Source organism: Streptomyces sp. TSRI0107, assembly GCF_001905845.1.
GTDB lineage: Bacteria > Actinomycetota > Actinomycetes > Streptomycetales > Streptomycetaceae > Streptomyces.
Map to the genome: position 1 here is coordinate 189494 of NZ_LIVZ01000015.1, position 18478 is coordinate 207971.

Sequence of the window (18478 nt, forward strand, 5' to 3'; positions counted from 1 at the left end):
GCAGGACCCATCGGAGGCGCCCGCCCCCACGACCGGGTCCCAGGCCACCGGCCGGCGCCCGCGGGGCCCCGCACCGGAGCAGATCCAGATCAGCGCGCTGCAGGCGATGTGCCGCCACGTGTTCGCCTTCCGCCTGGCGATGATCGCCCTCTCCGCTCCCGCCGCCCTGCTCAACGCCGCCCCCGGCCTGGCCACCCGCCTGGTCGGCGCGGCCGTCGTCGTCACCTTCATGGGCTCCTACGTCCTGTTCCGGGACTGGGAGCGGTTCGGCCCGCTCCTCCTGCGGCACCCCGCCCTCCTGGCCCTGGACACCCTGTTCGGCTCGCTGCTCCTGATCGCGGCGGGCCCGGACAGCCCGCTGGCCTACGTGTGCGTGTGCACGCCCCTCCTCGCGGGCCTCGTCTACGGCCGGCTCGGCGCGGCCCTGTTCGCCTCGCTGCAGTCGCTGATCCTGTTCCTCGTGACCGCGGGCTCCGAGGGGCCGTCCACGAACCCGGCCCACTCCGCTCTCTTCCCCGGCCTGTGCGTCATCGCGGGCGCGGCCGGCGTCAGCCTGCGCGATCTGCTGCTCCACTTCGGGGAGGCCACCTGGGCCCTGACCACGGTCCGGGCCCGGCTGGCGGTCACGGAAGCGGTGGGCGCCGAACGGGCCCGGCTGGCCCGCGAGATGCACGACTCGGTGACCAAGACCCTGCACGGCGTGGCGCTGGCCGCCGACCGTCTCGCGGGGTCGGCGGGCGCCGACCGGATGGATCCGGCCCTGGTGAGGCAGCAGGCGGAACTGGTCGCCCGCTCCGCCCGCCGAGCCGCGACCGAGGGCCGTGAACTCCTCGCCGACCTGCGCCGCGAGCACGATCCCCGTCACGGTACGGACGTACTGGCCGAACTGGCGGCCCGCACCCGTGACTTCGGGCACCGCACCGGTCTGCCCGCCACCTACCGCCGGACGGGCGAACACCCCGTGCCCCTGGTGCCGCCCGCCGTGGCCCGCCAGCTCCTCACCATCGCCTCCGAGGCGATGGAGAACGCCCAGCGCCACGCCGCGCCGAGCCGGGTCGACGTCCTCGCGGGCGTGCACGGCGACGTACTGCGCATCAGCGTCCACGACGACGGACGCGGCCTGCCTCCCGGCACCACGCTCGAACAGCTGCGCCTCTCGGGCCACTTCGGCCTGATCGGCATGGTCGAGCGCGCCGCCTCCGTGGGCGCCCGTATCCGCATCGGTCGCGGCAGCCATCCGAAGGGCACGGAGGTCCGCCTGGAGCTCCCCCTGGGCGCCCTGACCGCCCCGGTACCACCACCGACAGCATGAGCCCGTCCACGACCTGAGAAAAGGCCGCCGATGTCCGACCCGACACCGAACCCCTTCGACGCCGTTCAGCACGCGAGCCCGCCCGCGCCTCTGCGCGTCGTCGTGGCGGACGACAACCCGGTCGTCCGCGCCGGCCTGAGGGCGCTGCTCTCCGAGCGAGCGGACATCACGGTCGTCGCGGAGGCCGTGGACGGCCGCTCCGCCTGGGAGGCCACGCACGAGCACCGCCCGGACGTGGTCCTGCTCGACGTCCGCATGCCCGGCGTGGACGGCATATCGGTGCTGCCGCACCTGGTGGGGATGGCGCCGGTCATGATGCTCACCTACAGCGCCGAGGCCGAGACGGTCCAGGAGGCCATGAGCCGCGGCGCGCAAGGCTATCTGGTCTACGGCGAGTTCACGGCGGACCAGCTGGTGGCGGCGGTACGGGGCAGCAAGGAGGGCAGGGCCCACTTCACGCCCACGGCGGCGGGGGCCCTGCTGGCCCGGTTGCGCGAGGGCCAGGGCCCCGGCCGGGAGCAGGCGACGGTGCCGGGCCCGCTCCCAGGGGTGCCGCATGGTCCGTACTCGCCCCAGGCGCCCTTCGGAGGACCGCCCCTCGTCGACCGGTCCAGGTTCCGGCTGAGCGCGCGGGAGGTGGAGATCATGGACCTCATCGCGTCCGGCATGACCAATCAGCAGATCGCCGCGACCTGCTTCATCGCGGAGAAGACCGTCAAGAACCACATCAACCGCATCTTCGCCAAGCTGCACAGCACCAGCCGTGCCGAGGCCGTCGCGAAGTGGCTGGGCACGGCCTCGGGCCTGCCGTCACGAGGGGTGGGTGACCTGCGATGACGCCATGGCGGCCGGGCAGCGGGTGGGTCCTTGTTTGGGGTCGGGATGGGGCCTGGGGGCCCTCGGAGCGAAGGAGCGTTCCGGCCTACGTTTCCGGTGTCGCAAGCGGCACCGATACCGACACCGGAGGAGAACACCATGAGCGACCGGATGATGCAGACCGTGCTTCGCTGGAAGAGCACCGCGATCGAGGCGATGGAGCGCCGCGCCGACGACCGGGGACAGACCGCTGTCGAGTACCTCGGCATCATCGCGGTGGTGGTGGCGATCGTGCTGGCCATCACGGGCACCGACATCGGCCAGTCGATCCTCGACAAAATCACCCAGCAGATCGACAAGGTCGGCAACGGCAGTTGATCCGACTGCGACGTCACGGCGACGCGGGGCAGGCCTTCCCGGTCTACATCACGGTGGTCGGGGGCCTGCTCCTCCTCGCGCTCGCCTACTTCGCGGTCGGGCAGGCGACGGTGAACCGAGGTGCCGCGCAGACGGCGACCGACGCGGCCGCCCTCGCGGCGGCCCAGGACAGGCGTGACCAGCTCGCCGACGAGTGGTCGGAAGACGTACTCGACCCGGCGAAGTGGCAGCAGATCTTCGACGGGCACGGGCGGGAGGTCCGTTCGCCGTGCCTGCGGGCGGACGAGCTGGCCTCGCGCAACGAAGCGCATGTGCTGAGGTGCGTGCCGGACGGACGGCTCGCCTACGTGGTCGAGGTCGAGACGGACGAGACCGTGGGCGAGTCGGTCGTGCCCGGTACGGAGGACGAGCGCTCCGAGGCCCGTGCCAGGGCCGTGGTCGTGCCGCGCTGCACGTTCGAGCCCTTGTCCGAAGACGCCGAGTCCGCCGCACTGCCGCGTCTGACCTGCGGTGACGAGGTCTGGGATCTCGACCCGGAGCACCTGACCGAACTGCCGGAGCCCCAGGACCTCTTCGATGTCCACCTGGCCGACTGACAAGCGAACGACGAGCGACGAAGGAAGCACGGTGATGAGCATGCGGTCGACCGCGAAGGCCCGCAGAGGGATGGCCGTCGTGACCGTCGCGGCCGGTCTGGCCCTCGGGGTGGCCGGCTGCGACAGCGTGGGTGGCGACGACAAGGTGCCGGACACGTCCGCCTCGGCGTCACCGGGCAGCAGAGCCGATGCGAGGCCTCAGCAGCAGCGCTCCCAGGCCCCGCTGGCCGAGATGCGGGGCCCGCACGGCCTGCTCCTGCGGATCACTTCCGCCCAGCGGGATCCGGGCGGCTTCCTCACGGTGGCCGGGGAGCTCGCGAACGACGGGCCCGAGTCGCAGGTCGTCCCGGCCAAGCTGCGCGGTGACGAGACGGCGATCCTCAGGCACGGCTCCTCACTGGGCGGTGCCACCCTCGTGGACCCGCAGGGCAGGAAGCGCTACTACGTGCTGCGTGACACGGAGGGACGGCCCCTGACGACGACGGGCCTCACGACGATCGGAGCAGGTGAGACCATCCCTGTCTTCATGCAGTTCCCCGCACCGCCGGCGAGTGCGGGCGACGTCGACCTGCACCTCCCCGCCTTCACCGCCGGCACGATCAAGATCTCCGGGTGAGGCAGCCCACCATGACCCGCACCCCGAGCCGCCTCCGCCCGCGGCTGACTCCCGTCCTCACGACCGCCGCCCTCCTCGTGGCCGTGGACCTTCACGGTGCCGCGGCGGCCCGCGCCGACGGCGGTACCGACGGCCCTCCGAGCCCGGAGCCGTCGGCGTCCGCCCCCGTCAAGGTCGATCCGAACGATCCCGACCTCAAGCTCCCGGAGGACGCCACCCTCGCCGCACCCAAAGTGCTGGACGTCAAGTTCGTGGTCGAGGACCAGGGCGGCGAGGAGCGCCGGGAGGACACGAACACGGACGTGACGTTCGCCCTGCAGGCCGAGGTGCTGTTCGGCAGGGACAGTGCCCGGCTGAGCGATCGGGCGAGGTCCCGCATCGAGGAGGTGGCCGGGGAGATCGAGAAGCACAGGCCGCGGGAGGTCCGGGTGTCCGGGTTCACCGACAACCTCGGCACCCACGAGCACGGCGTCGTCCTGTCCGAGCAGCGCGCCGACGCCGTCCGGAAGGTTCTCGCCCGGGAGCTGAAGGACCCGGACATCGGTTTCGTCGTACGCGGCTACGCCGAGCAGTACCCCGTCGCGGACAACTCCACGGAGGCCGGCCGCAGCAAGAACCGCCGCGTCGAGATCGGCTTCCCTCGCGTCCGAAGCTGAGGCTCCCCCCAGACTGCCCTCCGCGCGCTGCATCTCCCCCCCCCGTTGGCGCGCGGAGGGCCTTTCGCATCACCTGGACGCGTCGGGCACGTTCAGCTCCGCCCACACGGTCTTCCCCTCCTGCTTGAACCGGGTGCCCCAACGGTGTGCGAGCCGGGCGACGAGGAACAGCCCGCGCCCGCCTTCGTCGGTCGTACGGGCGTGGCGCAGCCGCGGGGAGGTGTTGGCGCCGTCGGAGACCTCGCAGATCACTCCGGCGTCCTTCCGGATGAGGCGCAGTCTCAGGTCGGGGCCGGAGCCGTAGCGGATCGCGTTGGTCACCAGTTCGCTCACGGTGAGTTCCACCTCGAACTCCAGTGCCCCCAGCTGTCGCTCCCGCAGGCAGTCGACGGCAGCCGACCGGGCGAGCGTCACCGCCTTGGGGTCGGAGGGCAGGGACCAGGTGAAGACGCTGTCCGGTCCGAGCCCGTGGACCCGTGCGAGGAGCAGAGCGACATCGTCCTCGGGGGAACCGTCGACGAGGGCCGCCAGGGCGCTCTGCCCCAGGGCGTCCAGCGGCTGCCGCTGCCGGCTCAGTACCGCCGCCAGCTGACGCAGACCGGCATGGGCGTCCCGTTCACGTGTCTCGATCAGGCCGTCGGTGAACAGGGCCAGCACACTGCCGTCCTCGACCTGGACCTCCGTCGAGGTGAACGGCAGACCGCCGAGGCCGAGCGGAGGTCCCGCCGGGAGCTCGGGGAAGCTGACGGTGCCGTCCGGTGCCGCGATCGCCAGTGGCGGATGCCCGGCTCTGGCCATCGAGCAGGACCGGCCGACGGGATCATAGATCGCGACCAGGCAGGTCGCTCCGATTCCGGCCAATTCCTGTGGTTCGTCCGTCGCCGACCCGGGCTCCATGCCGATGATCAAGTCGTCCAGGTGAGCGAGCACTTCGTCGGGCGGCAGGTCCATGTTGGCCAGCGTCCGTATCACCGTGCGGTAGCGCCCCATGGAGGCCGCCGCGTGGACCCCGTGGCCCACGACGTCTCCCACGACGAACGCCGACCGGGCCCCCGACAGGGGGATGACGTCGAACCAGTCGCCACCCACGCCGTTGCTGGACTGGGCGGGGACGTAACAAGAGGCGACCTCGACGGTCGGGGACACGGTGAGACCTCGGGGCAGGAGCTCACGCTGCAGTGCGAGCGCCGTGGTGCGCTCGTGCGCGAAGCGCAGGGCGTTGTCGATGTTGACCGCGGCGCGCCGCACCACCGCCTCGCAGGTCAGAAGCTCGTCGTGCTCGAAGGGTTCCTCGGGCCGCCTGACGAAGGTGGCGACGCCCAGCGGGCGGTTCGGCACGCTGATCGGAACCGTGATCACCGACGCGGCGAGCGCGTCGTCGTGCACCGAGCGGGCGGAACTCACCGCTTTCCAGGCGCCGGGGTCGGCACCCATGTCCGGGCCTGTGTAGGTGACGTCGTCGACCAGGCACCTTCTGTACGGGGACGCCGGGCCGTGGCTCTGCAGCTCGCCCGTGGGCGCGATGGGGCCGAGGCCGGCGTCGGAGGCGGACCGAAGACCGGCCCTGCGCATGACGAGCGGTTCGCCGGACCGGGGCAGGTACGGTCGCCCGGCCTCGGGCACCACGTCGAGCAGGTCGACGACGGCACGGTCGGCGAGCCGCGGTACCCCGATGTCGGCCAGTGCCTGCGCCGCGTCCGCGACGTCCAGGGTGCGGCCGGTGTGCTCCCCCGCCTCGTTGAGCAGGGCGAGGTGTTCCCGGGCTCGCCATCTGTCGTTGACGTCCACGATCACCATGCAGAGCCCAAGCGTCTGTTCGAACGCGTCCTCAAGGCGGAAGAACGACGCCGAATAGGCGCGGTCGCGGTAGGGGTGAGCGGGTGATCTCAGCAGATACTCGTAGTCCAGAACCGGTTTTCCCGTTTCGATCACGCCGCGCATGGCGCTCTCCACCGCGAGCGTCAGATCCCTGGGGAATTCGCTGAGCTCCGAGAGCATTTTCCCGGCCCGGTGTGCTGCCGGGATGCCGATGATCCGTTCCAACGCGCTGTTGATCCAGACGTTCCGCAGGTGGGGATCCGTTATCGATATGCCTATCGGAGCGTCGTTGAAGAACCGTTGCAGGGCGGGAAGGCTGGCGTCCCACCACGATCGCTGGCTGACCTCGACCAGCGCGACCAGGTGTGCGGCTTCGAGGTCGCCGGAGAGAGGCCAGGTGAAGACGCCCAGGCGGCAGGGGCGGCCGTCGGGGCGGTGCCCCGCGACGATTCCCATCCAGCCCTGGCGGCCCCCGGTGAGCCCTGTCGCCGCCGTCGGCCGGTCGGCGTCCTGGCTCTCGGGGAGGAAGCGCGCCATCGGCCGGCCGAGCACGTCCTTGACCGGGCAGCCGAGGACGGGGCCTGTCTCCCCCGCGCAGCCGACGATCACGCCTTCCGCGTCCACCAGAGCGATCACGGTCCCGTCCCCGGGCATGGCCCTCGTGGCCTTTTCCGGGGGGACCGATGCGGCCGAGCTGCCCATGACATCAACCCACTTCGGTAGGGCTTTCCCTCATCTCGGCACGGACCTGCCGGAGCGCGATGAGCCCTGGTTGACGGGGTACCCCTGTCCGGTGCTCCGCACTCGACGCGCCGCCCACCCGGACCGGCCCCGGCCGCGGTCAAGGCCTCCGGGGCACCGTGAGCGCGCTCCCGAAGTCGAGGAGAGCCTTGTTGAACGCCTGCGGCTGCTCGATGTTGGTGCCGTGGCCGGCGGTGGCGATGACGACCGACGAGCCCCGGGGTGCGAGCGATGCCGCGGCGGCCGCGTGCGACGACGGCCAGAGCTCGCTCTCGGCTCCCGCGGTGAAGAGCACCGGTACATCGGTCGCCGCGATCACGGGTCGCCAATCGGCCTTCGCGTGATCGTCGAGAAGGACGAGGTCTCCCGGGGTGAGCGTGCGCTGGGCGCCCTTCATCGCCCTGACCAGGCGCACCAGCCGCATGCCGCGCCGCCAGAGCGGGGTGCCGTGGCCGGTCTCGGGTATGCGCTCGGCGAAGTACGTCTCGACGTTCGACTCGTCGTAGCCGTAGAAGCCGTGGGGCCAGTCGGCGGTGTTCAGCATCTTCGGGGTCTGGTCGACGACGACGATGCCCGCGAGGCGGTCGGCGCCGAACTGGGAGACGTACGACCAGATCGTGTTGCCGCCCATCGAGCCGCCGACGGCCAGGACGTCGCGCAGGTCGAGGGCGTCCAGGAAGGCCCGCACGTCCTGTCCGCGGCGTGCCATGTCGACGCCCGACGCCGGCCGGTCGGCTCTCCCGTGGCCGCGCAGGTCGACGGAGAGCACCCGGTATCCCGCTGCCGCGAGCGGGCCGACCTGGTAGAGCCAGCTCGTCGCGGCCCCCTTGAAGCCCGAGAGGAGGACGACGGGCCGCCCGGAGGGATCCCCCGCCTCCGTGTAGTGAAGACGGATGCCGTCGTCTGCGGCGATGGAGGCCATGAGCTTGATTCTCCGTTTCGTAAGGGAGGGGGTCTTGGGTCAGGAAAGGACTTTGCCTGGGTTGAGTACGCCGTGCGGGTCGAGGGCCCGCTTCACCGCGTGGTGCATCGCCATCACCTCGGGCGTCACCTCCGCGAGGAGCCCCGGGCGCTTGAGCAGTCCCACACCGTGTTCCCCGGTGACCGTCCCGCCGAGCGCGATCGCGTCGGCGATGATCTCGTCGAAGGCTCGCTGCGCACGGGTCTTCGCCGCCTCGTCCCCGGGCTGCGTGACCAGCACCGGGTGCAGGTTGCCGTCGCCGGCGTGCGCGACGTTCGCGATCAGGATGTCGTGCCGGGCGGCGGTCTTCTCGATCCTGCCGAGCATCTCCGGGACGTGTTCCCTGGGGACGCAGACGTCCTCCGTCACCACCGGTCCCAGCCGCTCCAGGGCCGGGTAGGCCAGGCGCCGGGCGGCCAGCAGCGCTTCGGCCTCGTGGTCGTCGGTCGACTGTTCGGCCCACCCCGCGCCCGCCTCCCGGAAGCAGGCGACCACGCGTTCGGCCTCCGCCCGCCCGGCCTCGCCCGGCTCGTCGACGCGGGCGAGGAGCACGACGTCCGCCTCCGCCGAGAGCCCCATGTTCTTCCAGTCGTCGACGGCGCGCAGACAGTGCCGGTCGACGAGTTCGAGCGCCGACGGGGTCAGCCCCGCGGCGGCGATCGCGCGTATCGCGGCGCCGGCGTCGGTGAGCGACGAGAAGAAGCCGGCGATCGTCGTCGCCGGGGCGGGCAGCGGCCGGAGCCGTACGGTCACCTCGGTGACGATGCCGAGCGTGCCCTCCGACCCCACGATGAGACCGGCCAGGTCGTAGCCCGCGACCCCCTTCGCGGTCCGCCGCCCCAGGCGCACGACCTCACCGAGCCCGTTGACCACCTCCAGGGCGAGGACGTAGTCCCGGGTGACGCCGTACTTGACGCAGCACAGCCCGCCCGCGTTCGTCGCGACGTTGCCACCGATGGTCGACCAGGGGGCACTGGCCGGGTCCGGCGGGTACCACAGGCCGTGCCCGGCCACCGCCGCCCGCAGGTGGTCGTTGACGACGCCCGGCTGGACCACCGCGAGCCGTTCCAGCGGGTTCACCTCGAGGATCTCGTCCATGGCGTCGAGCGCCACCACCACACATCCGTCGATCGCGTTGGCCCCGCCGGACAGTCCCGTGCCCGCGCCGCGCGCGACGACGGGGGTGCGGTGCTCGACGCAGGCGCGGACCACGGCGACGACGTCCTGAGTGCACGTCGCCCGCACCACGGCCACCGGACGGCCGTACGGCGCCCAGGCGGCCTGGTCGTGACTCAGTCCCTCGACGCTCTCCGGGGTGGTGAGCACCCGGTCCACCGGAATGTGCTGGAGGATCGCGCGTACGACGGGGGCGCTCATGGTGGTCCTCTCGACGGATCGACGGGCTCGTAGCGGGCCCGTGGCGCACAGCTTGCGACGATCGAAACACGGCGTGCGACGGAACCGAACGGAGAGAACATCCAGTCCGCGCCCCCTCTCGGAGAAATTGCACAATCCCGCTCGTCGCGCCTTCCCCGACCGCTGCCGGCCCGGGAAGGCCGACAGCCGATTCGCCTGGAGAAGGGGCCCATCGCGCAGTCGTGGAAATGTGAATTCTCTCCGTTCATTACGACCTATCGGCGTGTTGTCATCTCTCCACCCGACGCAGCTTGAACCACGCGATAGGAGCGTCCATATGGTTCGACTGGTTTTTCGGCGCCTTTTGTGGTCCATCCCGTCATTGCGCATCGTTTCGGCACTCGCATTCGTATTGGCCTGGCTGGCGCCCGGAGACGCGGCCCGCGTGATACTCGGCACGAACACCGATCCCGATGCGTACAACCAGGTGCGTGCCCAAATGGGACTGGACCGGCCTCTGTGGTCTCAGTACACCCACTGGCTGAGCGACGCGGTGCACGGCGACCTCGGGAACTCACTGTTCACCGGCGGTGCGGTGCGGGAGATTCTCGGGTCCCGGCTCACCGTCAGTCTCACCCTGGTCCTGGGAGCCACGGCCATCGCCGCCACCGTCGGTGTGCTGATCGGTCTGCTGTCCGCGCTCAGGGGCGGTGCGTCGGCTCGTGCCGCCGACAGCGTCGCCCTGGTGGCGATGAGCACTCCGACGTTCTGGCTGAGCCTCCTGCTCGTGCTGGTGTTCTCGGTGAAGCTTTCCTGGCTTCCCGCCACCGGCTTCGTCCCGTTCGAGCGGGACCCGGGCGGGTTCGTGCAGTCCCTGATACTGCCGACCTGCGCCCTCAGCCTGGGCGCCATAGCGACGATCGCCAAGCAGACCCGTGGCGCCCTCGTCGACGTCATGGGACAGGAATACGTGCGGGCGCTGCGCGCCAACGGACTGCCCGGGCGCAGCGTCGTCCTGCGCCACTGTCTGAAGAACGCCGCGCCCTCCGTCATCCCGGTCGTGGGCATCGTGATGATCGGCCTCCTCGGCGGCACGATCCTCGTCGAGCAGGTCTTCGCGATGCCCGGCATGGGCCAGCTGACCGTCACCGCGACAACTCAGCACGACCTGCCGCTCCTTGTCGGAGCCGTCATCTACTACACGCTCATCGTCGTCGCATCGAACCTCCTGACCGACATCGCCACCGCATGGCTGAGCCCGAGGACTGAAGACCTGTGAAAGACGCCATCGGCCGCGCCGACGCAGTGCGGGCAACCATGCCGGCCACCGCGCCCGACACCCCCATCTGGCGCCGCATCATGAGGCGGCCCGCCATAGCCCTGGCCGCCGCCTGGCTGGCGCTCATCACAGCCGGCTCCCTCGCAGCCACCTGGGTGGCTCCGTACGGCCCTGTCTCCCAGGACCTGTCCGCCAGTTACTCGGGCCCCACCGCCCGGCACCTGCTGGGCACCGATCAACTCGGCCGGGACGTCCTCAGCCGCATCCTCTACGGCGGACGCACCAGTCTGCTCGCCGTCGCGGAGGTCGTCTGCGTCTTCGTGGCCCTGGGCCTCTTCTTCGGCCTCGTCGCCGGCTACAAGGGAGGCCTCGTCGACCGCTTCGTCATGCGCTGCTGCGACATCGTGATGGCCATCCCCCTGGTCGTCACCCTGCTGGTGGTGCTGGCCATCTTCAGCCGCAACGAGACCGCCGCGATGCTCACGTTCGGTGTGCTCGCGTCCGCCGGACTCGCCCGCGTGGTGCGGGCCTGCACCAGGGCGGTCAGGACGGACGACTACGTCCGGGCGGCGGTGGTGGCGGGGCTGACACCGGCGCAGGTGGTCCGCCGGCACATCCTGCCGCGGGTCCTCGGTCCCGTTCTCATCCAGGCGGCGCTGCTGGCGGCGTCGGCCCTGCTGGTCGAGAGCGGCCTGAACTACCTGGGGCTGGGCGTGCAGCCGCCGAATCCGAGCTGGGGCGGCCTCGTCACCGACGCCTCGGTGGCGATCTACCAGCAGCCCTGGCTGCTGGTGCCCAGCGGCCTGACGATCATCCTGACCGCCCTCGCGTTCGGCATCATCGGTGACAGCGCCCGCGACGCCGCCTCCGACCGCAGTCGTCTGGCCGCCGGCTCCTGGCGGCAGATGATCACCAGAGTGCGCAGCGGCGCGCCGAAGCCGGCTCCCGGGGGCGGCCGCAAGGAGTCGGTCCTGCGTGTCGAAGGTCTTACCGTCCACGCCGCGGGCGCCGAGCTCGTGGAAGGCTTCGACCTGGACATCGAACCCGGGGAGATCGTCGGTCTGGTGGGCGAGTCCGGCTGCGGCAAGTCGACGGTGATTCTCTCCCTGATGCGGCTGCTGCCGCCCGGTGTCGAGATGACGGCCGACGCGTACACCCTGACCGGCAGCGACGCCCTCCACCTCACCGAGCGCGGCATGGCCCGGCTCCGGGGACGTTCCATCGGCTACATCCCGCAGGAGCCCGTCGCCGGACTGGATCCCGCCTTCACCGTGGGCTCCCAGCTCACCGAGCTCTCCCGGCACCACACCCGCGGTGGGCGACGCCAGGCCGAAGCGCACATCCGCGAGTTGCTGACGCTGGTCCAACTGCCTGAGGTCGACCGGGTCATGAAGTCGTACCCGCACGAGCTGTCCGGCGGCATGGCGCAGCGCGTGGCGATCGCCCGGGCGCTCATCGGCGACCCCGAGGTGCTCGTCGCCGACGAACCGACGACGGCCCTCGACGTCAGCGTGCAGGCCGAGATCCTCGATCTCATCCTCTCCCTGCGGGACTTGAGGGGCATGGCCATTCTCATGGTCACCCACGACTGGGGTGTGGTCGCCGACATCTGTGACCGTGCCGTCGTCATGTACGCCGGCCAGACGGTCGAGGAAGGGCCGGTGCGGGAGTTCTTCCGGCGCCCCCGCCATCCGTATTCGCGGGCTCTGCTCGGCGCTTCCCCCTCCGTCGCCCGCTTCCGCGCGAAGCTGCCCGCGATTCCCGGCACCGTGCCGGCTCCGGGTGAGCGGCCGTCGAGCTGCCACTTCGCCGATCGCTGCCCGCGCCGCCAGGACGAGTGCACGAGCAGCCCCATCACCTTGACCCGTACGTCGAAGGACCGCGCACATCGCTGCCTTCTTCCCGAGCCGGCCACGGAGGCACTCGATGTCAGCACTCGTTGAGTTCGACAGGCTCACGGTGGAGTACGGCCGGGGCAGGAAGCTGAAGCGGGTTCTTCACGACGTGAGCCTGGACGTGCGACCAGGTGAGGCGCTCGGCCTGATCGGCGAGTCCGGCAGCGGCAAGACCACGCTGAGCAAGACCCTGCTCGGGCAGGTGCCGGTGACCTCCGGTCGCGTCCTGTTCGACGGGACCGACATCACCCGGCTCAGTGCCCGGGACCGGCGGGGACTGAGCCGCCGCATCCAGGTGGTGTTCCAGAACCCGTACTCGTCCCTCAACCCGCAGCGCACCATCGCCCAGTCCGTCGGGGAGACCCTGGCCACGGACACCGGGCTCACCCGTCAGGAAGTACGGCGACGGGTCCTGGAGATGCTCGAGCAGGTCGGGCTCTCCCCGGACGCGGCGGACAAGTTCCCCGCCGCGTTCTCCGGTGGACAGCGGCAGCGCATCGCGATCGCCCGGGCCCTGCTCCCCATGCCCGACCTGGTGATCTGCGACGAGGCGGTCAGCGCCCTGGACCTGTCCGTGCAGGCCCAGGTCCTCAACCTGCTGGCCGACCTCCAGGACCGGCTCGGACTGGCGTACCTGTTCATCACGCACGACCTCGCGGTCGTACGCCACTTCTGTCATCGCATGGCCGTGCTCAAGAGCGGCCGGATCGTCGAGACGGGACAGACCGGGGCTGTCTGCGCGCAGCCCCGGCACGACTACACGCGCACCCTGCTCGCCTCGGCACCGGTGGCCGACCCGGACGCGCAGGCAGCGGCGCGGGCCCGGCGCCACAGCGTGGCGCAGCGAACCATGGCCTGACACGAGGAGCGAGAAAAAATGCCCCGAAACACTTCTGTGCCGGCCCAGGCCCGCACGCGACGGCGCCGTTCCGCCATGGCGGCCGTCACCATTCTGACGATGACCGCGGCGGGCTGCGGTACGGGTGGAGAAGACCTGCCCGGTGACTCCACCGGGACACTCACGATCGGCATCGGCGCCAAGCCGCAGAGCCTCAACCCGGGAAAGAACGGCAACGGCGGCCAGAACATCGTGCAGTGGCTGGCCTACGAACCCTTGATCAGAATGAATTCCGACGGCTCCTACAGCCCCGGTCTGGCGACCGAGTGGGGGTACAAGGGAAGCGGCAACACCTCCTTCGAGATGACCATCAGGACCGACGCCAAGTTCGCCGACGGAACGGCCGTGACGGCCAAGTCGGTCGTCGACACCCTGACGTACTACCTCAAGAACCCTGGTCCGCTGAGCCACTACATGGCGGGGATCACCTCGGTCCGGGCCAAGGGTGACAAGACCGTCTCCGTCTCCCTCAGCCAGCCCAACCCCATCCTGCCGACCGTCTTCAGTCAGGTGGCCAACTGGGGTGACATCATCAGCCCGGCCGGCCTCGCCTCCCCCGGCAAGCTCTCCTCACAGATGTTCGGTGCGGGCGCCTACACGATGGACCCGGCTCAGACCGTCGACGGCGACCACTACACCTTCGTCAAGAACGAGCACTACTGGAACAAGGCCGCGGTTCACTACGACAAGGTGGTCGTCAAGGTCCTCCCCGACCCGAACACCGCTCTCCAGACGCTCCGCGGCAGTCAGATCCAGGTCGACATGAACGCCACCGGGGCCCTCGCGCAGCAGGCCCGGTCGGCCGGGGCCCGGACCATCCAGGGCCCGGGGTTCAACCAGACGCTCTTCCTGGTCGACCGTGCCGGCAAGACAAACAAGCCACTGGGCGACCTCAAGGTGCGGCAGGCACTGAACCACGCGGTGGACCGGAAGGCGATAGCGAAGGCGCTGGGTGGGGCCTACGAGGCGTCCACGCAGATCTCCCCGCGCGGCACCGACGGATACGACAAGGCTCTGAACGACCGCTATCCCTACGACCCGGCCAAGGCCAAGCGGCTTCTCGCCGAGGCCGGTTACCCCGACGGCTTCTCCATGAACGTGCTGTCGACCAGCCTCCTCGACATGGACACCGTGGCCCAGGCCCTCGCCCAGCAGTTCGCGAAGATCGGCGTCAGGGCCGACATCAAGAGTGTCGGCACCGACCTGAACAAGCTGATCTCGGACATGTCGAGCAAGCGGTTCCCCGTCGTGATGTTCAACACCGGCACGGACATGTTCACCAACGCGCTGCAGAACTTCGCGTCCCCGGTGTCTCCTCTGAACCCGTTCAACAGCCGCGGCAAGGAGGTGACCAGCGCGTTCGACAAGCTGGCCCGGGCACAGGAGAGCCGGCAGCGCAGCGCCGCGGTCGAGCTCAACAAGGCTGTCGTCGACAACGCCTGGTTCGTCCCCGTCGCCGACACCCCCACGTACATCTTCACCAAGGGCATCACCAACGTGGGGACCATCGGATCCGCGGGAGCCATCGACGTCCTGAAGTGGCGGCCGGCGTCCTGAGCGCTCACTGAGGTCTTCCCACAAGACGACCGCCCCGAGAACGGCTACGGCTGTTCTCGGGGCGGTCGTCTTGCTGTGGGTGCGGATGCAGGACACGGACTCGACATGCTGATCGAACACGGCACAGGTGCACGGAAACACCGGTGCACGGACACGACGATGCACGGACACACCGGTGCACAGAACCAGCGCTGCCGCGCACGCGGTGATGCGTGCGCGGCAGCGCTGTCGTGCCCGGTGACCGGTCGTCATGTCACCGCAGGCGCGGCGTTCCTCTCCGCGAGAGCGTGAGCGGCGGTTCGGTCGCCCGCTGTGCCTCGGTGAGGGTCACGTCCGGGGCGAGTTCGACCACGACGACTGTGCCGTCGACGAGGTCGAACACGCCGAGGTCCGTGATGATCCGCTGGACCACCGCCTTGCCGGTGAGGGGCAGCGAGCAGTCGTTGACGATCTTGTAGGAGCCGTCCTTGGCCAGGTGCTCCATGAGCACGATGACCTTCCTGGCGCCGTGGACGAGGTCCATGGCTCCGCCCATGCCCTTGATCATCTTGCCGGGGATCATCCAGTTGGCGATGTCCCCGGTGGCCGAGACCTGCATGGCGCCCAGGATCGCGGCGTCGATCTTCCCGCCGCGGATCATCCCGAAGCTGGTCGCGGAGTCGAAGTAGGAGGCGCCCGGGAGCACGGTCACGGTTTCCTTGCCCGCGTTGATGACGTCGGGGTCGACCGCGTCCTCGCTCGGGTACGGGCCGGTGCCGAGGATGCCGTTCTCGCTCTGCAGCACCAGTTCGACGCCGGCCGGCACGTGGTTGGGCACCAGCGTCGGCAGTCCGATGCCGAGGTTGACGTACATGCCGTCGGACAGCTCGGCGGCGGCCCGTGCCGCCATCTGTTCGCGGTTCCAGCTCATGCCGGGGCCTCCGTCCGCACCGTCCGCTTCTCGATCCGCTTCTCCGCGGCCTGCCCGGGGTCCAGGGCGACCACGCGGTGGACGTAGACCCCGGGGGTGTGCACGTCGTGCGGGGCGATCTCACCCGGCTCCACCAGCTCCTCCACCTCGGCGATGGTGATGCGGCCGGACATGGCCGCCAGCGGATTGAAGTTGCGGGCGGAGTCCTTGTAGACGAGATTGCCGTGCCGGTCCCCCTTCCAGGCCCGCACCAAGGCGTAGTCGGCCACGATCGCCCGTTCCAGGACGTAGTCGGTGCCGTCGAAGCGCGCGGTCGGCTTGGGGGGACTCGCGATCTCCACGTTGCCGTCGGCGTCGTACTTCCACGGCAGGCCGCCCTCGGCGACCTGGGTCCCGACGCCCGACGCCGTGTAGAAGGCGGGGATGCCGGAGCCGCCCGCGCGCAGCCGCTCGGCGAGCGTGCCCTGCGGGGTGAGTTCCACCTCCAGCTCACCGGAGAGGTACTGCCGGGCGAACTCCTTGTTCTCCCCCACGTACGAGGCGACGATGCGCCGCAGCCGCCCGGCGCCGAGCAGCAGGCCGAGGCCCCAGTCGTCGACGCCGGCGTTGTTGGAGACGGCCTCGATGTCGCCGGCCCCGGTCTCCAGGAGCGCCCGGATCAGCACCGCCGGGATGCCGCAGAGCCCGAAGCCGCCGAAGGCGATCGTGCTGCCCGAGGTGATGTCGGCGACCGCCTCGGCCGCCGACGCCCTGACCTTGTCCATGTCAGTCCTCCGTCGCGGGGGCCGTGGTGCCGCTCGGCGTGGCGGCGATCTCGAAGAGCCGTGCGCCAAGGGCGACTTGGTCCCCCGCCCGCGCGCTGACGACGCTGACCGTGCCGTCGCACGGGGCCGTCAGGGTGACCTCCATCTTCATCGCCTCCATCACGCCCAGCACGTCGCCCTGGGCGACCCGGTCGGCCACCGCCACCCGCACGTGGACGACGGTGCCCGGCATCGGTGCCGCCACCGTGCCGTCGCCCGCGGCCACGGCACCGCCGGTCACCCGGTCCGGTGGGACGAGGACGTGCCGCTGGCCGTGGCAGACGACTTCGAGACCGGCGCCGTGCGCGGCGACGTACGCCGTCACCGCTCCCTCGCCCGGGTCGGCCACGATCCGCGCGATGCCGTCGTGGTCGGTGAGGGCGATCTCGCGCACCGGCAGGCCGTCGACGGTGCCCGCCGCGAGGTCGACCGGCACCGGCACGTCCAGCCGGATGCGGGCCGGAGCGGCGTCGGCGGTGGTGCGGAAGCCGTCGCCCGCCCAGGGCCCGGTGGTCGCGGCGAGGCGGCGCGCCGCGACCCACGCGCCGAGCGCACGGGCCGTGTCCTGCGGCGGGGATTTCACCTCGTGACGGTCGAGCCAGGCGGTGTCGATGACCGCGTCACGGAACTCGTCGGTGGCCAGCAACGCCCGCAGGAACCCGGTGTTGGTGGTCAGGCCGAGGATGGCGGTGCGGTCGAGTGCGGCGACAAGCCTGCGGCGTGCCGTCTCGCGATCGGGGCCGTGCACGATGATCTTGGCAAGCATCGGGTCGTAGGCGGTGCTCACCACCTGGCCCGACTCCAGCGCCTGATCGACCCGGGCGAGCTCCTCGGGCCACTGGACGAAGGAGGCCCGGCCGGCCTGGGGCAGGAAGCCGCCGAAGGCGTCCTCGGCGTAGATGCGCGCCTCGATCGCGTGGCCGGTGCTCGCGACGTCGTCCTGGGTCAACGGCAACGACTCGCCCGCGGCGGCGAGGAGCTGCAGCTCGACCAGGTCGAGGCCGGTGATCGCCTCGGTGACCGGGTGCTCCACCTGGAGGCGGGTGTTCATCTCCAGGAAGTAGAACTCCCCCGTCGCGGCGTCGAGAAGGAACTCGACGGTGCCGGCCCCCACGTACCCGACCTCGCGGGCCAGGTCGACGGCCGCCGCGGTCAGGCGGGCCCGGGTGGCGGCGGGGATGGTGGGTGCCGGCGCCTCCTCGATGACCTTCTGGTGGCGCCGCTGGGTGGAGCAGTCGCGCTCCCACAGGTGCAGTACGGTGCCGTGGCTGTCGCCCATCACCTGTACCTCCAGGTGGCGGCCCGACTCGACGTACTTCTCGATCAGGAGGGTGTCGTCGCCGAAGGCGCCGGCGGCCTCGCGCCGGGCCGCCGCGACGGCCTCGGCGAAGCCGTCGGCGGAGCGGACCACGCGCATGCCCTTGCCGCCACCGCCGGCGGCGGCCTTCACGAGGACCGGGTAGGCGAAGCCCGCCGGGTCGTCGTCGAGGGAGTACGACGGCACCACCGGCACCCCGGCGGCGACCGCGACTTCGCGGGCGGCGTCCTTGCGGCCCATGCGCTCCATGACCGCGGCGCTCGGCCCGGCCAGCCGCACCCCGGCTCTCTCGAGCGCTTCGGCGAAGGCGGCCCGCTCCGACAGGAAGCCGTAGCCGGGGTGGACCACGTCGGCGGCCGTGGCGACGGCGGCCGCGACGACGGCGTCGATGTCGAGATAGCTGGACACGCGCACCGCCTCGTCGGCGGCCCGCACGTGCGGGGCGGCGGAGTCGGTGTCGGTGTAGACGGCGATGGTGCGCAGGCCGAGCCGACGGGCGGTGCCGAAGATCCGCAGCGCGATCTCACCGCGGTTGGCGACCAGGACCGATGTCAGGGTGGACGGCATC

At 70.9% G+C, this 18478-nt stretch carries 16 protein-coding genes; 10 read left to right on the forward strand and 6 right to left on the reverse strand.

Translation table 11 applies throughout. The annotated features are described in order from the left end of the window. Positions 1-106 precede the first annotated feature (106 nt). The 6 genes from AMK31_RS34425 (at position 107) to AMK31_RS34450 (ending at position 4374) form a co-directional block, all read left to right on the forward strand. Positions 107-1312, forward strand: a complete 1206-nt coding sequence (locus AMK31_RS34425) for a sensor histidine kinase (RefSeq protein WP_198948629.1) — start codon at positions 107-109, stop codon at positions 1310-1312. A gap of 30 nt (positions 1313-1342) precedes the next feature. Continuing rightward, the gene (locus AMK31_RS34430; protein ID WP_073944665.1) at positions 1343-2149 is read left to right on the forward strand and encodes a response regulator transcription factor; all 807 of its coding nucleotides are present in this window, start codon (positions 1343-1345) and stop codon (positions 2147-2149) included. 138 nt (positions 2150-2287) lie between these two features. After that, the gene (locus AMK31_RS34435) at positions 2288-2506 is read left to right on the forward strand and encodes a Flp family type IVb pilin (protein WP_073944666.1); all 219 of its coding nucleotides are present in this window, start codon (positions 2288-2290) and stop codon (positions 2504-2506) included. Next, complete coding sequence (locus AMK31_RS34440; RefSeq protein WP_073944667.1) at positions 2503-3102, forward strand: pilus assembly protein TadG-related protein; 600 nt, start codon at positions 2503-2505, stop codon at positions 3100-3102. Before AMK31_RS34435 ends, AMK31_RS34440 begins: the two co-directional genes overlap by 4 nt. Positions 3103-3136: 34 nt before the next feature. Next, the gene (locus tag AMK31_RS34445) at positions 3137-3718 is read left to right on the forward strand and encodes a hypothetical protein (RefSeq protein ID WP_073944668.1); all 582 of its coding nucleotides are present in this window, start codon (positions 3137-3139) and stop codon (positions 3716-3718) included. An 11-nt stretch (positions 3719-3729) separates the two neighbouring features. Beyond that, positions 3730-4374: an OmpA family protein gene (locus AMK31_RS34450; RefSeq protein WP_073944669.1), complete on the forward strand. Its 645-nt coding sequence runs from the start codon at positions 3730-3732 to the stop codon at positions 4372-4374. A 69-nt stretch (positions 4375-4443) separates the two neighbouring features. Here the strand turns inward: AMK31_RS34450 and AMK31_RS34455 are convergent, their stop codons facing one another. The 3 genes from AMK31_RS34455 to AMK31_RS34465 form a co-directional block, all read right to left on the reverse strand. After that, entirely contained in the window at positions 4444-6828 is a 2385-nt protein-coding gene (locus tag AMK31_RS34455; RefSeq protein WP_158074568.1) for an ATP-binding SpoIIE family protein phosphatase, read from the reverse strand. Positions 6829-7033: 205 nt separating this feature from the next. Further along, complete coding sequence (locus AMK31_RS34460; protein WP_073944671.1) at positions 7034-7855, reverse strand: alpha/beta fold hydrolase; 822 nt, start codon at positions 7853-7855, stop codon at positions 7034-7036. 39 nt (positions 7856-7894) lie between these two features. Further along, complete coding sequence (locus AMK31_RS34465; RefSeq protein ID WP_073944672.1) at positions 7895-9271, reverse strand: FAD-binding oxidoreductase; 1377 nt, start codon at positions 9269-9271, stop codon at positions 7895-7897. Positions 9272-9587: 316 nt separating this feature from the next. Between AMK31_RS34465 and AMK31_RS34470 the strand changes: the two genes are divergently transcribed. The 4 genes from AMK31_RS34470 (at position 9588) to AMK31_RS34485 (ending at position 14879) form a co-directional block, all read left to right on the forward strand. After that, entirely contained in the window at positions 9588-10529 is a 942-nt protein-coding gene (locus AMK31_RS34470) for an ABC transporter permease (RefSeq protein WP_073944673.1), read from the forward strand. Next, on the forward strand, positions 10526-12472 hold the full coding sequence (locus AMK31_RS34475) for a dipeptide/oligopeptide/nickel ABC transporter permease/ATP-binding protein (protein WP_107468806.1): 1947 nt from the start codon (positions 10526-10528) through the stop codon (positions 12470-12472). The genes AMK31_RS34470 and AMK31_RS34475 overlap by 4 nt, the downstream gene beginning before the upstream one ends. After that, positions 12456-13283, forward strand: a complete 828-nt coding sequence (locus AMK31_RS34480; protein ID WP_073944674.1) for an ATP-binding cassette domain-containing protein — start codon at positions 12456-12458, stop codon at positions 13281-13283. Before AMK31_RS34475 ends, AMK31_RS34480 begins: the two co-directional genes overlap by 17 nt. Positions 13284-13382: 99 nt before the next feature. Next, a complete protein-coding gene (locus AMK31_RS34485) occupies positions 13383-14879 on the forward strand; it encodes an ABC transporter substrate-binding protein (RefSeq protein WP_158074569.1) in 1497 nt (498 codons plus the stop codon). A gap of 253 nt (positions 14880-15132) precedes the next feature. Here AMK31_RS34485 and AMK31_RS34490 read toward each other — a convergent pair whose 3' ends face one another. The 3 genes from AMK31_RS34490 to AMK31_RS34500 are packed head-to-tail and all read right to left on the reverse strand — an operon-like array spanning position 15133 to position 18477. After that, positions 15133-15789: a CoA transferase subunit B gene (locus AMK31_RS34490; RefSeq protein ID WP_073944675.1), complete on the reverse strand. Its 657-nt coding sequence runs from the start codon at positions 15787-15789 to the stop codon at positions 15133-15135. Next, positions 15786-16553, reverse strand: coding sequence for a CoA transferase subunit A (locus tag AMK31_RS34495; protein WP_073944676.1), 768 nt, complete (start codon positions 16551-16553; stop codon positions 15786-15788). Before AMK31_RS34495 ends, AMK31_RS34490 begins: the two co-directional genes overlap by 4 nt. A 1-nt stretch (position 16554) precedes the next feature. After that, positions 16555-18477 carry an ATP-binding protein gene (locus tag AMK31_RS34500; protein ID WP_073944677.1) on the reverse strand — a complete coding sequence of 641 codons (1923 nt, stop codon included), beginning with the start codon at positions 18475-18477 and terminating at the stop codon, positions 16555-16557. Position 18478: the final 1 nt, after the last annotated feature.

What these genes read in the sequence shown, in the direction of transcription:
- AMK31_RS34425 (WP_198948629.1), top strand. Translation starts at nt 107, where the DNA reads ATGTGCCGCCACGTGTTCGCCTTCCGCCTGGCGATGATCGCCCTCTCC.
- AMK31_RS34430 (WP_073944665.1), top strand. Translation starts at nt 1,343, where the DNA reads ATGTCCGACCCGACACCGAACCCCTTCGACGCCGTTCAGCACGCGAGC.
- AMK31_RS34435 (WP_073944666.1), top strand. Translation starts at nt 2,288, where the DNA reads ATGAGCGACCGGATGATGCAGACCGTGCTTCGCTGGAAGAGCACCGCG.
- AMK31_RS34445 (WP_073944668.1), top strand. Translation starts at nt 3,137, where the DNA reads ATGAGCATGCGGTCGACCGCGAAGGCCCGCAGAGGGATGGCCGTCGTG.
- AMK31_RS34450 (WP_073944669.1), top strand. Translation starts at nt 3,730, where the DNA reads ATGACCCGCACCCCGAGCCGCCTCCGCCCGCGGCTGACTCCCGTCCTC.
- AMK31_RS34460 (WP_073944671.1), bottom strand. Translation starts at nt 7,855, where the DNA reads ATGGCCTCCATCGCCGCAGACGACGGCATCCGTCTTCACTACACGGAG.
- AMK31_RS34465 (WP_073944672.1), bottom strand. Translation starts at nt 9,271, where the DNA reads ATGAGCGCCCCCGTCGTACGCGCGATCCTCCAGCACATTCCGGTGGAC.
- AMK31_RS34470 (WP_073944673.1), top strand. Translation starts at nt 9,588, where the DNA reads ATGGTTCGACTGGTTTTTCGGCGCCTTTTGTGGTCCATCCCGTCATTG.
- AMK31_RS34480 (WP_073944674.1), top strand. Translation starts at nt 12,456, where the DNA reads ATGTCAGCACTCGTTGAGTTCGACAGGCTCACGGTGGAGTACGGCCGG.
- AMK31_RS34485 (WP_158074569.1), top strand. Translation starts at nt 13,383, where the DNA reads ATGACCGCGGCGGGCTGCGGTACGGGTGGAGAAGACCTGCCCGGTGAC.
- AMK31_RS34490 (WP_073944675.1), bottom strand. Translation starts at nt 15,789, where the DNA reads ATGAGCTGGAACCGCGAACAGATGGCGGCACGGGCCGCCGCCGAGCTG.
- AMK31_RS34495 (WP_073944676.1), bottom strand. Translation starts at nt 16,553, where the DNA reads ATGGACAAGGTCAGGGCGTCGGCGGCCGAGGCGGTCGCCGACATCACC.
- AMK31_RS34500 (WP_073944677.1), bottom strand. Translation starts at nt 18,477, where the DNA reads ATGCCGTCCACCCTGACATCGGTCCTGGTCGCCAACCGCGGTGAGATC.